12 protein-coding genes and 1 pseudogene are annotated in these 13,022 nt (G+C 66.2%); 3 read left to right on the top strand and 10 right to left on the bottom strand.

The features are described from left to right. Positions 1-21 precede the first annotated feature (21 nt). Positions 22-1,596, bottom strand: a complete 1,575-nt coding sequence (locus CH274_RS17050) for a Y-family DNA polymerase (RefSeq protein ID WP_094658291.1) — start codon at positions 1,594-1,596, stop codon at positions 22-24. Beyond that, a complete protein-coding gene (locus CH274_RS17055) occupies positions 1,593-2,405 on the bottom strand; it encodes a hypothetical protein (RefSeq protein WP_179273180.1) in 813 nt (270 codons plus the stop codon). Before CH274_RS17055 ends, CH274_RS17050 begins: the two co-directional genes overlap by 4 nt. 205 nt (positions 2,406-2,610) lie before the next feature. Between CH274_RS17055 and CH274_RS17060 the strand changes: the two genes are divergently transcribed. Next, positions 2,611-3,834: a serine/threonine-protein kinase gene (locus CH274_RS17060; RefSeq protein ID WP_256980995.1), complete on the top strand. Its 1,224-nt coding sequence runs from the start codon at positions 2,611-2,613 to the stop codon at positions 3,832-3,834. Between the two features lie 8 nt (positions 3,835-3,842). Here the strand turns inward: CH274_RS17060 and CH274_RS17065 are convergent, their stop codons facing one another. From CH274_RS17065 to CH274_RS17095, 7 genes and pseudogenes are all read right to left on the bottom strand, one after another. Continuing rightward, positions 3,843-4,532 carry a response regulator gene (locus CH274_RS17065; protein WP_032397492.1) on the bottom strand — a complete coding sequence of 230 codons (690 nt, stop codon included), beginning with the start codon at positions 4,530-4,532 and terminating at the stop codon, positions 3,843-3,845. After that, entirely contained in the window at positions 4,511-5,647 is a 1,137-nt protein-coding gene (locus tag CH274_RS17070) for a sensor histidine kinase (RefSeq protein WP_032397493.1), read from the bottom strand. The genes CH274_RS17065 and CH274_RS17070 overlap by 22 nt, the downstream gene beginning before the upstream one ends. A gap of 7 nt (positions 5,648-5,654) precedes the next feature. Then, entirely contained in the window at positions 5,655-6,356 is a 702-nt protein-coding gene (locus tag CH274_RS17075) for a YqeB family protein (RefSeq protein ID WP_230596988.1), read from the bottom strand. An 89-nt stretch (positions 6,357-6,445) separates the two neighbouring features. Then, positions 6,446-7,252: a hypothetical protein gene (locus CH274_RS17080; protein WP_094658292.1), complete on the bottom strand. Its 807-nt coding sequence runs from the start codon at positions 7,250-7,252 to the stop codon at positions 6,446-6,448. 41 nt (positions 7,253-7,293) lie between these two features. Continuing rightward, positions 7,294-7,488: pseudogene (locus tag CH274_RS30015) on the bottom strand (MerR family transcriptional regulator); the annotation flags it as partial. A 66-nt stretch (positions 7,489-7,554) separates the two neighbouring features. Next, positions 7,555-8,202 carry a response regulator gene (locus tag CH274_RS17090; RefSeq protein WP_094658293.1) on the bottom strand — a complete coding sequence of 216 codons (648 nt, stop codon included), beginning with the start codon at positions 8,200-8,202 and terminating at the stop codon, positions 7,555-7,557. Beyond that, positions 8,199-9,521 (bottom strand): sensor histidine kinase, encoded by a 1,323-nt coding sequence (locus CH274_RS17095; protein WP_373453936.1) that lies wholly within the window; start codon positions 9,519-9,521, stop codon positions 8,199-8,201. Before CH274_RS17095 ends, CH274_RS17090 begins: the two co-directional genes overlap by 4 nt. A 264-nt stretch (positions 9,522-9,785) precedes the next feature. Between CH274_RS17095 and CH274_RS17100 the strand changes: the two genes are divergently transcribed. Both CH274_RS17100 and CH274_RS17105 read left to right on the top strand, forming a co-directional pair. Beyond that, the gene (locus CH274_RS17100; protein WP_256993618.1) at positions 9,786-11,174 is read left to right on the top strand and encodes a PspC domain-containing protein; all 1,389 of its coding nucleotides are present in this window, start codon (positions 9,786-9,788) and stop codon (positions 11,172-11,174) included. Then, positions 11,171-11,425, top strand: a complete 255-nt coding sequence (locus CH274_RS17105) for a hypothetical protein (protein WP_094658296.1) — start codon at positions 11,171-11,173, stop codon at positions 11,423-11,425. The genes CH274_RS17100 and CH274_RS17105 overlap by 4 nt, the downstream gene beginning before the upstream one ends. A 5-nt stretch (positions 11,426-11,430) precedes the next feature. Here the strand turns inward: CH274_RS17105 and guaA are convergent, their stop codons facing one another. After that, positions 11,431-13,020, bottom strand: coding sequence for a glutamine-hydrolyzing GMP synthase (gene guaA / locus CH274_RS17110; RefSeq protein WP_032397497.1), 1,590 nt, complete (start codon positions 13,018-13,020; stop codon positions 11,431-11,433). Between the last annotated feature and the right edge of the window lie 2 nt (positions 13,021-13,022).

Here is a 13,022-nt window from a genome sequence, read left to right on the forward strand (position 1 = left end):
CTCTCGACGGTAGCGGTGCCGCTATTCGTAGATTCCTTCCACCCGCCACCGACCCTCGTCGAACACCAGCAGCAAGGCCCTTTCGTCGTCGAGCACCACCTGGGCTCGCGCCGTCGGACCCGTCGCCGCGTGGCCACTGTCCCACCATCGCTCGTCCACCGGCCACGGCCCGGCCAGACCCGTCAGTTCCCATTCCTTGGTGCCCCAGCGCAATCGCGACGGCGGTGCATCGAACACACCACGATCGGTGACGCCGATTCCGGTTCCCGACCGATTCATCAGCGTCACCGTCGGACGTGTCTCGATCACTGCCGCCGGAGCAGGCTCCGGGAGCCGTCCCGGCCAGGGATCCGACGGATCGGACATCGGCACCAGTTCGTCGCCGAGTGGACGCAGGATGATCCGTTCGGCCGGCCCGCGGCCGCCGCTGAGCACACCACCGAGCACCGATTCGCCGCCGAGCAGACCCTGCACACGCACCAAGGCCCGACGCGCCCTCTCGTCCTCGTCCCCGACACTGCCCCACAGACCCAGCTGCAGCTCACCGGCGGCCACCACTTCGATGGGTTCGAGCCGTAGCACGGTGATCGCGGACGTCGGCTTGTTCTCGCTGCGCCCGGTGATCCAGCCGTCGAGCTGCCAGCGCACGCGGTCGGCTGTTCCCTCCGGCGTCAACGGCTCGGCGCAGCGCCAGATCCGCGACAGATTCTCGCCGTTACCGGTACTGGCATGCACCAGCAGACGAGTACACGCAACGGCAGCGGCAGCGAGCTTGGTGTGCAACTGCTCGGCCAACCCGCGCCCGGCGAACGCAGCTGCGTCGACCCGATCGATCGGCGGATCGCACAGGTACTCCACATCCAGGTCCGGCGGCAGAGCCCTGGCCGACGGCGGACGTTCGGGCTCGCCCCTGGCACTGCGATGGGCCAACACCGCATCGGTACCGAAGCGCGACGCGACATCCCCGGGAGACAGGGCCGCGAAGTCGCCGATCGTTCGTAGACCCAAGCGTCGCAACAGATCCACCAGCTCACCGCGATCGGCCGCAGACATGCTCGGTTCGGCCGAGAGTTCTGCCACCGGTAACGGTGCGAGAAAACCTGCACCCCCGCCGCGCGGCACCACCTGCGCATACCGTGCGGCGACGACCGCGGTGGACAGCTCGTCGGCGATACCGATCTGACATTCCACACCGGCAGCCGACGCTTCGTCGATCAACCGTTCCGCGGCCCGATGTTCGGTACCGAAATACCGTCCGACGCCGCGGGCAGAGAGAACCAGCAAGCCCGGTCGCAGCACTTCGACTCCCGGCGCGATGGCGGCGACGGCCGAGACCACGGGCTCGAACAATCGCGCATCACGATCGGTATCGGCGAGAGCGACGTGCACATCCGGGCACCGCGCCTGCGCTTCCCGACGGCGCAGGCCGCGCTTGATACCCGACGCCCGTGCCGTCGCCGAGCACGCGACGACCCGATTGGCCGAGGTGACGACCACCGGATGCGTCGCAGGGAGATCGGCCTGAGCAGCTGCTGCGACGGCGGGCCAATCGGGACACCACAGTGCAAGAACACGGCTGGAACGATCGATGCTCATGTCGAGACCGCGATCGACAACGGATTCTGTTCGCGCTCCTCGGCATGCCACTCGATGCGGCCGTTCTCCGAACGCAGGTCGAGTCGAACGGTGCGGGGCCGCATCGCCTTGCCGCGAGCGCACACCGACAATCGGACGCCGCGTAGTCGGCCGCGGCCCAGCTCCAGGCCCGTGCCGAGGCCGTCGTATCCGTGCACGGATGCGTCCAGTCGTAGCTCTGCCCCGTCCCAGTGCCCATCGGTCACCAGCAGCGTCGACCCCTTGCTCCGCGCTCTGGCCACCACGGCCCTGGCCCGAGTGGGCGAAACCGACAGACCGCCGAGACCGAGTACCACGAGATCGACACCGTCGAGCAGAATGGCCGCCACTTCCACCGGGTCGGGACCGGGATCGGGAATCAGAGCCAGCTTGCTCAGTTGTGCACCCATTTCCACCGCGGCCAGAATTCCGAAACGAGGCTGCCCGATGACGGCGACATGCCCGCCGGCACCGGTCACCGCGGCCACCAACCCGATCAGGAGCGAGCCGGCACCGGAAACCGAGGCCACCGTTCCACGTACCAGTCCACCGTGCGGCAGCACCTCGATCAGCGCGGACGGCACCGGAAGAACGGGCCGCTGACGGGTCGGACGCGGTATCGACGGTTCCGGGTGCACCGGCTCGACGGGGTCCGAATTCTCGATACGCACCGATGCCGTTTCGCCCCGGGAAGGCACGGCGGCCATCCGGCTACGCAGCAACGCCACACGCTCCGGCAGCGACAACCCGTCGAGCACATCCGGCGTGACGGAAGCTCCCGATACAGTCATGTCACTCCCCTTCGCGGCGTAGAAAATCGAGCCGAAACTTCGGTGTTCGACGAACGCGGGAAGTGGCGTATTCGAACACAATTTCGATCTGCACTCAGTAAAGCCGCTCGGACGGCAACTCGTCAAGGTGATGCCGAAGCCCCTGGTAGATGCCTCCGTCGCTCGGCTGCGGGCACGTCCAGCCATCGTCAACTAACCTGTGGGCGTGACGGATCAGCAGCGTGTTCGACGGGGCGTCGGGCCCGACTACCTCCTGGCAGGCAGATACCGCCTGGCCGGCAAACTCGGCGGTGGAGGCATGGGCGCGGTATGGCTCGCCACCGACACACTTCTGCACCGCCAGGTGGCCGTCAAGCAGGTCACGTCCACCACTCGGTTGACCCCGGAGCAGGCCGTCGAAGTACGTAACCGGGCCATGCGCGAGGGTCGCATCGCAGCCCGACTCTCCAGTCCCCACGCCATCGCGATGCACGACGTCGCTCTCGTCGACGGTGAGCCGTGGTTGGTCATGGAATACCTGTCCTCGCGCAGTCTCGCGCAGGCACTCGGCACCACCGACTCGCTACCACCGTTCGAGGTCGCTCAGATCGGCGCGCAGATCGCCGACGCCCTGACCGAAGCGCACGAGGCCGGGATCGTGCACCGAGACATCAAGCCGGGCAACATTCTGATCGCCGATCGCGGTAAGGATCTGGGCATCGTCAAGATCAGCGACTTCGGCATCTCCCGCGCCAAGGGAGACGTCGAAGCAGCCGACGACAGCGTGATCACCGGCACCCCGGCATATTTCGCACCCGAGGTCGCACGCGGACAGGATCCCACCGCGGCCAGCGACGTGTTCTCCCTCGGCGCAACGCTGTACACGGCCATCGAAGGCAAACCGCCGTTCGACATCGATCACGATTCGATCGCACTGCTGCACCGAGTTGCCAAGGGGCAGATCATCGCTCCCACCCGCAGCGGCGATCTCACGGGCCCGTTGCTGCACATGCTCGAACCCGATCCTGCCCGACGCCCCACCATGGCGCAGGCTCGCGACGAGATGATCGTCGCCGCGATCAGCAAGCGCGGCAGCATAGCTCAGCTGCGCGGGGTGCCTCTGACGTCCGCGGACGGCGTGGTCCCGGCATGGGCGAGGCGCTCGACACCGGTCTCCGAATCTCGTCGTCCGTCGAGGGAGTTCGGAAGAACCATCGCGGGCCTGCCGGCCGTGCAACCCGGTGAGAGCCAAGCCAATCCGGTCCCGTCGACGTATTCGCCACCGCCGTTCGATCTACCGCGAAAGAAGAAGAACCCGATCGAGGACGTCCTGATGCGCATCGAGGACGTCGTCGGCGACCGAACGTCGATTCCATCGACCGCGATCCTCGCAGCACTCGTGCTCGCCATCGTGGTCGTTTTCGTTCTGGTGATCGCACTCCTGTTGTAGACGAACCCTCAACGCGACTCGTGCACGACGATCGCGATCTGAACCCTGTTGCTGCACGCCAATTTCGTCAGAATCCGCGAGACGTAGGTCTTCACGGTCGCGACACTCATGTACAACTCGGCACCGATCTCCGCATTGGACTTCCCCGACCCGACAGCACCCGCCACCTCGCGTTCGCGATCGGTCAGGGACTCGAGCAGGGCCCGCGCCCGCGCGGTGGCGGAGTCGTGCGATCGAGCATCCTGCTCGCGCCAGTGGGCAACCAAGCGTCCGACGGCGGTCGGCGACAGCATCGATTCCCCGGTTCCGACGCGATGCACCGCGTCGACGATGTCCCGCGGCGGCGTGTCCTTGAGCAGGAATCCGTTCGCGCCGACCCGCAGTGCCCGCAGCAGGTACTCGTCGGTATCGAACGTGGTCAACACCACGATGGCAGCCGTGAACCCCTCCGCGCGAAGCATTTCGGTGGCCGCGAGCCCATCGAGGACCGGCATCCGCACGTCCATCAGAACCACGTCGGGAGACAACGCGTGCACTGCCTCGATGCCACTGCGACCGTCGGCCGCCTCACCGACCACCCTGATTCCAGGATCCGAGCTCAGGATCAGCGACAAGCCCGCGCGGACCAACGCGTCGTCGTCGACCAGCAACACCGTGAGTACATCGGGACCGTCGGCTACTTCGGGCACGGCAACCACGCTTCCAGACGGTAGACCACTCCGTCGCCGCGACGCGCGATTCCGTACTCGATTCGTCCGCCGGCCAATTCGACACGTTCGCTCAGACCGATCATTCCCGACCGCGAACCGGGTACCGCCGCGAAACCCTCTGTACCGAGACCGTTTTCGAGCCACACCCGAAGCTCATCACCGGCCGTCGCAAGCCCGCAGCGCACCGGCAGGCCGGGCGCATGCTTTCTGGCGTTGGTCAGACCTTCCTGGATCACCCGATGAACGGTGCGGGAAACAGAGGGCGTCAGCGTTGCGCCGGAGGGCAACTCGTCGACGAACGACACCCGAGTACCGGCCTTCTCCGAATCCTCGATCAGTTCGCCGATGTCCGCCACCCCCGGCTGTGGACGCGCCGAGGCCGCGACACCCGATCGGAGCACTCCCAATATCTCCCGCAGATCCTCCAGGGCACCGTGTGCACCGAGTCTGATGGTCGATGCGATCGCCTCGACTTCTTTCGCACCGACGTCCGGCCGCACCTCCAGCGCTCCGGCATGAAGGCTGACCAACGAGATCCGATGTGCGAGAGCGTCGTGCATCTCGCGCGCGATCCGCTCTCGTTCGAGTCCCCGAACGGTCTCGGCGCGCAGATTGGATTCGTGTTCCGCTCGCTCTGCCCGCTCTCGTAGAGAATCGATCACCTCGCGGCGCGACTTGACGACGATGCCCCACGCGGCCGGGATACTCAGAAAGGCGAGACTGGCCATCGCGGTGTACGCAATCGACTGTTCGACCCACAGAATCGTCCAGATCATCGACGCCGCGAGATGCAGTACCACCACCGCGGTGGTGACCCGCCACGACTTTCGAGTGGCAACGGTGAAGACGGCCACCAACTCGGCACCACCGACAGCGTCGGTCAGGATCGTGCACACCGCCAGCGCTACCGCGATCTCGATCGGCCACCGGCGACGCCACCACAACGACACGGCACCGACAACGCCGACGACGATCGAGACGACCGTTCGCGTGGTGGTCATCCCCTCGGTGCCTGCGGCCACCGACAGCACCAACAGCAGCGCGAACGCGATGGCGGCGACATCCCATGCGCGTTCCCGATGCCGTCGAAGCAGAGTTGTCATCGAACCGTCACGATCGAACCAGGGGACGCCAGTACTGGCTCGTCTTCTTGTCTCGCACCACGACGCCGAGTCGGTCCAGTTCCGTACGTAATTCGCGCGCATCGGACGCGGCCTTCTTCTTCAGGGCCATCGCGCGGGCTTTGAGCACCGCGTTCACTTCCGGTGCCAGACCGGGAGTTTCGGGTACCCACAGGCGATAGAGATCGGCATAGGGATCGCCGGTCGCGACCGACCAACCTCGCTTCTCGAACGCCGCCTCGATGGCATCACGCTTCTCCTCGCTCGGCACCCGCACCAGCTGACGCGAGGCACCGTCGAGCAGAACCAGTTCCTTGCCGTCCACGAAGACTGTGCCGACCTCGGACTTCGAGATCGTGGCGGTTTCGCCTCTCTCGGTGATACGTACCTGCACCTCCGACACCGCCACCCGTGCAGTGTCGTAGAACGCGGCCGCCACCAGAGCCAGCCCGAGCAGTACTCCCAGCCCGATACAGACGTACCGCACCCACCACTGCGACCACGAAGCGATCAACTCCAGCGGACCCTGAAACGGTATCCAGGTGAGCGACGCTCCCCAGGAAGCCACATAGGGCAGCCCGAACCCCAGTAGTCCCCCGATGATCACGGCACCGGCGATCAGGAAGAGCCGATCGCCGCGGGAGAACCACAGCACCGCCGGTGGCGTCTCCCCGAGCATCTTGTCGTCCATACCCTCACGGTATCGAGAGTGGGAGCAAGTACCCAGTCATCGAAAGTCGATACTTCTGCACCGACTTCCGAACGACCGCCGACCGTCGATCAGCCGAGAACGGGCATCACCAGTGTCGTCAGAGCGCCGTCGACCGCCGACCGCACCAGCATCGGACGGTCAGGAGCGGCGATATCGAGCATCAGGTCCGGTCCGACGGCCGATGCGACCGCAGCCTGCAGGACGGCCGCGTCGAAGAACACCGTCATCTCGGAACCGGTCACCCGAGCGGGGACCGCGACACCCTCGACCGTCAGGCCGTCCTGGCCGGCGTCGATCCGCAGCGTACCGCTGTCGAGAGGAACGAAATCTCGTTGCACCACAACCCTCGTCGCGGTCGGAGCCAGACCGTCGATGATCGTGCGCCAGTCGGGAAAGTCGCCGTCGACCAGATCCACAGTGTGCTGGACGCCTTCGGACTCGAACACCATCGCGTCGTCGGTTGCCGTCAGCACACAGTTCCCCGACGCGGGTAGCGTCCCGAGAGAGCCGACCGATGCGCTACGGGACCAGGCTGCGCCGGGTGAGCTCTGTGCCACGAGGCTTCGGGTGGTGAGTCGATACCGATCCGTCGCGGTGAGGGTGACCGTGCCACCGTCCACCTCGACCAGCACACCCCGCAGCACCGGAAACTCCTCGCTCGTTCCGGCTGCAGACGCGACCTGCTCGACCGCCGACGCGAACTCGACGGCAGAAAGCGTTGCTGTGCAATATCTTTCGTCGAACAATCGGCGGATCGAGATCGCGGCCTCGGCGGCTGCCCGCGCGCGTGCGACGAGCTCGTCGACGTGCCGATCCACGATGTCGACCGCTGCAGCTCCGTCGCCGGCGAGTGCGGAGGCCACCTTGTCCAGCAAGGAGTGGAGCCTGCAGGAATGACCATGAAGACAGGCATGCCGATGTCGCGCAACTGTCGAATGATGTTCGCTCTCTCGAACTGTGCACGGGAGTAGTAGCGATAGCCGGACTTGGCGTCGATGAAAGCCGGGACGAGCAACGCACAGTCGTCGTAGAACCGTAGGGCACTTGGGGTGAGTCCGCTCGCGCGAGCGAACGCACCGATGGTCAGGAATTCTTCCGCCGAATCTGTCATGGTGAAATCCTGAGGCTTCGGGTTGGTCGAAGGTCAAGCGTGATCCCGTGCCCGGATGTCGGGTGCCTAGTCGATTCGACGCTTGTGCGCCCATCGCGTGAGCGCATTCCTGTTGGACTGCTGAGTCTTTCGGAGAACGTTCGAGGCATGGGTCTCGACGGTCTTGACGGAGATGAACAGATCCTCGGCGATCTCACGATAGGTGTACCCGCGTGCCAACAACCGCAACACCTCCAGTTCACGGGGCGTCAGCGAATCCAGTTCCGGATCCAGCGGGGGCTCCGGGGCAGCGCTGCGACCGGTGAACGAGTCGAGGACGAACCCGGCCAGACGGGGGCTGAAGACGGCATCTCCCCCGGCGACGCGTCGAACACCGTCGGCGAGCTCCGCGCCGGAGATCGTTTTGGTGACGTACCCCCTCGCCCCGGCACGGATGACGGCGATGACGTCCTCGGCGGCGTCGGACACACTCAGGGCGAGACAGACCGGCCCCTCGGAGATGCGGTTCAACACCGCGACGCCGCCGCCGTCGGGCATGTGCACGTCGAGCAACACCACGTCCGGCTTCGTCGATTCGATGCCCGAGACCGCCTCGGAGACGCCTCCGGCTTCCCCGACGACGTCGATGTCCGCCTCGCGAGCGAGTTCGGCTCGCACACCGGAACGGAACACCGCGTGGTCGTCGACGAGGAAAACGCGGAAAGGTTCGGTCACGTCGACTGCTCCTGCTGGGTGGATTCGGACGATTCGGTGGTGACGGAGGCTCCGTTGCGAGGCATGAAGATTCGCACTTCGGTTCCCTTGCCGACGGTCGACCGTACCTGCACCGTGCCACCGCGGCGCTCGATGCGTCCCCGAATGGACTTCGCCAGTCCCTGTCGATCCTCGGGTACCTCGGATTCGTCGAACCCGGTACCGCGATCGCGGACGAAAACGCTGACCTGTTCCGGTTCGGTTTCGGCGAACAGATCGATATTGGTCTCACCGGAATGCTTGGCCGCATTGACGAGAGCCTCTCGCGTGGCACCCAGCAGCGCGGTGAAGCTCTCACGGGATAGGCCCGACTCGATGTCGTCGGGCAGTAGGTGCACGTCGCCGACAGTGATGGGTCGAACCGTCACTCCGTGCTGATCCTCGACCTCACCGGAGATGGTCTTGAGTGCGTCGGCCAAGCTGGAGTTGTCGGTGTCTCCGCCGTCGAACAGCCATTTGCGCAGTTCGCGCTCCTGCCCGCGCGCCAACCGCATCACCTCGTGCGGCTGATCGGACTGTTTCTGGATCAGGGCCAGAGTCTGGAGTACCGAATCGTGCAGGTGCGAGGCGATTTCCTCGCGTTCATCGTTGCGGATGCGTGCAGACCGCTCGGCACCGAGCGCGCGCCAGGTGCGCAGCCAGATGGGAACCGTCAATAGGCCGACGCCGACGAGAGTAACCACCACCGCCAGCAGTGACGAGCGCAGCGCGGCCAGATCGACGCGGGCGAGCACCACCACGGCGAGGCCGAGCACGATCAACGTCGCTCCGCCGACGACCCTCGCCCAACTCAACACGCTCGGATGCTTGGGCAGGCCGAGAGCAGTTCGTGGTCCCTCGGAGTCGAACTCACGCCAGACCAGGGCTGCACCGATAACCACGACGATGACCGGCACGATGACCGATGCAGCGGTACCGCTGAGCAGCCAGGCGAGCCCGACGGCGAGGCCGAGTCCGATGGCAGCCAACCCGAGCGCACGCTGGCGTTCGGCGGCACTCGGATGCGCAGTGTCCTCGCCCGCGGGCGTGAACATCCAGATCAATCCGTATGCGGCGATTCCGGCACCGGCGGATGCGGCGAGCAGCGCGAACGCCACCCGAACCTTGAACACGTCGACGCCGAGATGGTCGGCGAGCCCGCCTGCCACGCCGCCGACGATGCGTCCGCCGCCGCGGCGTTGGTAGGGGGCAGGAGCGGAGCCTGCAGAAGCGACAGGAAAAGCAGGAGCGGAGCCTGCAGAAGCGACAGGAAAAGCAGGAGCGGAGCCCGCAGGAGCAATGGGCTGAACAGGGGTGACGGGCACGGCTGACGTGGTGTGGGTTGCCGTCGCGTCGCCTGCCGGGGACGGTGTGTTCCGGGCGGCGTCGACGGGTGGATTGTCGACAGGGTGCACGCCCTCGATCCTGGCACGGATGCGGTGGTGGTCGCATCAGGGTTCGCCCTGATGTTTTTCGTGGCTTTGTCGAGGTGGGCCCGATGTCGGGGACGAAGATCAGGGGTATCCCTGATGTGTTCGGTGGTCGTGGCGGACACGATGGTTGGCATGAGCAACGTGACCGTCTCGGATCAACTTCAGCAGATGTGGCGCACCCGTCCGCACCGCTTGCCGCAACGCGGGCATGTGGCGGGTGTTGCGGCCGGTATCGGCTATCGCTACGACGTCGACCCCGTTCTGATTCGGATCGCGTTCGTCGTCTCCACATTGTTCGGCGGTACCGGCATCGTGCTGTATCTGGCGGCGTGGCTGGTGCTCAGCCGCGCCGGTGACACGGCGTCGGGTGCGGAGTCGCTCGTCGGGCGTGGCAACAGCTCCGATTCGACGACCAAGATGGTGGTCGTGGCGGTGGCATTGGTCATCGCGGTGTCGACGATCGGCCCGGTGGGTGTCGGACTCGGAGGTTCGGGGCTGATCTCTCTGGTGGCGATGCTCGGTGGACTGTGGTTGCTGCACCAACGGTGCCCGGAGCCGCCGCCGTACATGCGGACGGCGGAGTTCTCCCGTAACCGCTACGCCCCCATGCCTTTCGGCTCCAACACGTCGGCAGAACAGTGGACGGCCGCGCAGTATCGTCCGCCGCAGTTCCAGTACGAGCGATACACGCCGTACACGACTCTGCCGAAGAGCTACGTTCCGACTCCGAAGACTGTCGAGTACTCTTCCGCCGGCTCCGACACCGGCACAGACGCGCACACCGTGAACCTGAGCAAGGCAACCGCACCCGTCGAGAAGCCGACCGAGACGCCGACCGACATGCACACCGTGACTCCGCCGTCGTGGGACCCGCTCGGGGTGGCACCGTTCGCCTGGGATCTTCCCGAACCGACCGGGACATTCCCGCCCGCGGCGATCGAACGGAAGCGTCGATCACGGTGGACGGCAAGCTTTCTCGGCCTGGCCCTGCTCGCTGCCGGCATCACCGCGGCGGTCGGTGCCGCAACCGGTGGCGACTGGGCCTCGCCGGGCCGCGTCGGAGCCGTCGCTCTCGCCGTCGTCTCTGTCGGACTCGTGGTCGGCGCATTCCTCCGCAAGGGCTACGGATTGCTGGTGATCGCGGCACCTCTGGCCGGCTTCGTCGTCCTGGCCTCAGCGGTCGGTCCGATGGACATGGGCGAGAGTGCGTCGGGAACCCAGCGCATCGCACCGACCGCCGTTGCCGATCTCGCGGACACCTACGACGTCGGTATGGGTGAACTGGACCTCGACCTCACGGGCCTCGCCCTCACCGAGAACCGCACCGTCGAGATCGACGTGGCGCTGGGCAGTGCGTCGGTGACAGTGCCCGATTCGATGAACGTGATCGTGCAGTGCGAGGCGGCGTTGGGTTCGTGCCCCACCGACACACGGTTCGGCCCGGGAACGAGCAGCGATGATCCGGTACTGACGATCGTCGGCGATCTGGCACTCGGCGAACTGCAAGTGGGGAACCGGTGAAGAAGAACGAGACCGACCGTGTCGGCCACGACTACGACGATCCCGCCGGCGAGAATCGCACTTCGAGCCGACGCGGCCCCTCGGCACTGCTGCTGCTCGCCGGGCTGGCCACCATGGTCGTCGCGGTCGCAGCACTCATCGGCCAGGGAGCGATAGCGGCACTGGGCGACGTCCAGTTCCGCTGGGTGTTCGTCGTCGTCGCCGTGGTGGTCGGCTTCGCGCTACTGCTGGGCCCCAGCAAGAAGAGCTGAGTCCGCTACTCCCACTCGATGGTGCCCGGCGGCTTGCTCGTGACGTCGAGAACGACTCGGTTGACCTCCGGAACCTCGTTGGTCACCCGAGTCGAGATCGTTTCGAGCACGTCGTAGGGCAAACGAGTCCAGTCCGCCGTCATGGCGTCCTCGCTCGAGACCGGACGCAGCACGATCGGGTGGCCGTAGGTTCGGCCGTCGCCCTGCACACCGACACTGCGTACGTCGGCCAACAGCACCACCGGGCACTGCCAGATCTGCTGATCCAAGCCTGCGACCGTAAGTTCTTCTCGGACAATCGAATCGGCGTGACGGAGCGTGTTCAGACGGTCGCGGGTGATCTCACCGACGATGCGAATCGCCAGACCGGGTCCCGGGAACGGCTGCCTGCCGACGATGTCCTCGGGCAATCCCAGTTCTCGTCCGACGGCACGCACCTCGTCCTTGAACAGTGCGCGAAGCGGCTCGACCAGGGCGAACTGCAGATCGTCCGGCAGCCCGCCGACATTGTGGTGGCTCTTGATGTTGGCAGTACCGGACCCGCCGCCGGACTCGACGACATCCGGGTACAACGTGCCTTGCACCAGAAACTCGACCGCGTCGCCGTGCTCGGCGTTCTCGCCCAGCACCTCGGCCACCGCGCCTTCGAAGCTTCGGATGAACTCGCGGCCGATGATCTTGCGCTTCTCCTCGGGGTCCGAGACACCCTCGAGTGCGCCGAGGAAGGTGTCGACTGCATCGACGGTGACCAACTTGGCACCCGTCGCGGCGACGAAATCCTGCTGCACCTGCTCACGCTCGCCGGCGCGCAGTAGTCCGTGGTCGACGAAGACACAGGTCAGACGGTCACCGATCGCCCGCTGCACCAGCGCCGCCGCCACTGCGGAGTCGACGCCGCCCGAGAGGCCACAGATGGCCTTGCCCGTCGGGCCGACCTGCTCCTGCACGGCGTCGACCAGAGCGTCGGCGATGTTGGCTGCAGTCCAGTCCGGCGCAATACCCGCCGTCTCGTGCAGGAATCGGCTGAGCACCTGCTGCCCGTGCGGGGAGTGCAGAACCTCGGGGTGATACTGCACGCCCGCCATACGCTTGCCCTCGTTCTCGAAGGCAGCGACCGGCGCGCCTGCGCTGGTGGCGGTGACGGTGAAGCCCTCCGGGGCCGCGGTGACGGCATCACCGTGACTCATCCAGACCGGCTGCGTGGCGGGCAGACCGTCGTGCAGACGACCGCCGTCCACGCTGAGTTGGGTGCGGCCGTATTCCCGCGTTCCGGTGTGTTCGACGGTTCCGCCGAGGGCCTGGGCCATGGCCTGGAATCCGTAGCAGATGCCGAACACGGGGATGCCGAGGTCGAGGAGCGCGGAATCGAGCTCGGGCGCACCCTCTGCGTAGACGCTGGAGGGTCCGCCGGACAGAACGAGCGCGACAGGGTCCTTCGCCGCGATCTCCTCGGCAGTGGCGGTATGCGAGATCACCTCGGAGTACACATTGGCCTCGCGCACACGGCGGGCGATCAACTGCGCGTACTGGGCGCCGAAATCGACGACGAGAACCGGGCGTGCGTGTGCGGGATCGTGTGCAGAGGAGTCGGTCACCG

Origin of the sequence: Rhodococcus sp. 06-418-5 (genome assembly GCF_002258285.1) — a bacterium.
Taxonomy (GTDB): domain Bacteria; phylum Actinomycetota; class Actinomycetes; order Mycobacteriales; family Mycobacteriaceae; genus Rhodococcoides.